This is a genomic window from Streptomyces beihaiensis (assembly GCF_026274175.1).
In the GTDB taxonomy this organism is placed as follows: domain Bacteria; phylum Actinomycetota; class Actinomycetes; order Streptomycetales; family Streptomycetaceae; genus Streptomyces; species Streptomyces beihaiensis.
Genome location: NZ_JAPHNL010000238.1, coordinates 1 through 649 on the forward strand (window position 1 = coordinate 1; position 649 = coordinate 649).

The 649-nt window shown below is 66.4% G+C and carries 1 protein-coding gene and 1 pseudogene; both read left to right on the forward strand.

From position 1 onward, the window contains the following. Positions 1-239 precede the first annotated feature (239 nt). Positions 240-419, forward strand: a pseudogene (locus tag OFY01_RS18645) (hypothetical protein); the annotation flags it as partial. Positions 420-571: 152 nt separating this feature from the next. Continuing rightward, a partial coding sequence (locus OFY01_RS18650) for a helix-turn-helix domain-containing protein (RefSeq protein WP_266601340.1) occupies positions 572-649 on the forward strand: 78 nt, incomplete at its 3' end.

Consider the following 649-nt stretch of genomic DNA (forward strand, 5'->3'; position numbering starts at 1 on the left):
CGGGCTTTTCGGCAACGCCGCGAGCGTGCGTGCCAGGCATCGCCGGGCAGGCGGGAGTTTGAAGACAGGGCCTAGGCCGACCGCGGCTCAGGGGAGACCGTCGCATCGCCCGGCCGTCCTCCGAGGCCGGTCAGCACAGGTAGCCATGTCGTTTCTCCCTCACTCGTCCGAGCGACGAGACGGTGCCTGAGCCCGATACGCTGACTCATGGGATCAGAATCGCGCCCATGGGAGCAGCCATGACCACCTTCGCCGCTGGGCAGCCACTCATCCCCCATCCGCCCGCCACGGTTGCCGCACTACGGCAGGCCGTCAGTCAGATCGCGCCTGCCGCGCTGCCGGCTTTCACCCGGGAACTGGACCAGGCGGCCGACCAGTCCCGGCAAGGCTCCGATCTGGCGCCGCTCCAGCGGTTCATCTGAATCCTCTCGGGATACCCCCACCTTTAGGTAGGGGAGGAACGAGACCCCTGCGGAGCAGAGCAGGGGGCGAGGTTTCGCCCCCCAGGGCGAAAGATCGTGCTCTGACCGGCAGGTTTGATCTTTACGAGTGATCCCACTAGTTTGTGAGCATGACCACGGCATGCGTGAAGCGGGCGTTCAAGTACCGCTTCCGTCCGACCGATGCGCAGGCAGCCGAGCTGTCGCGT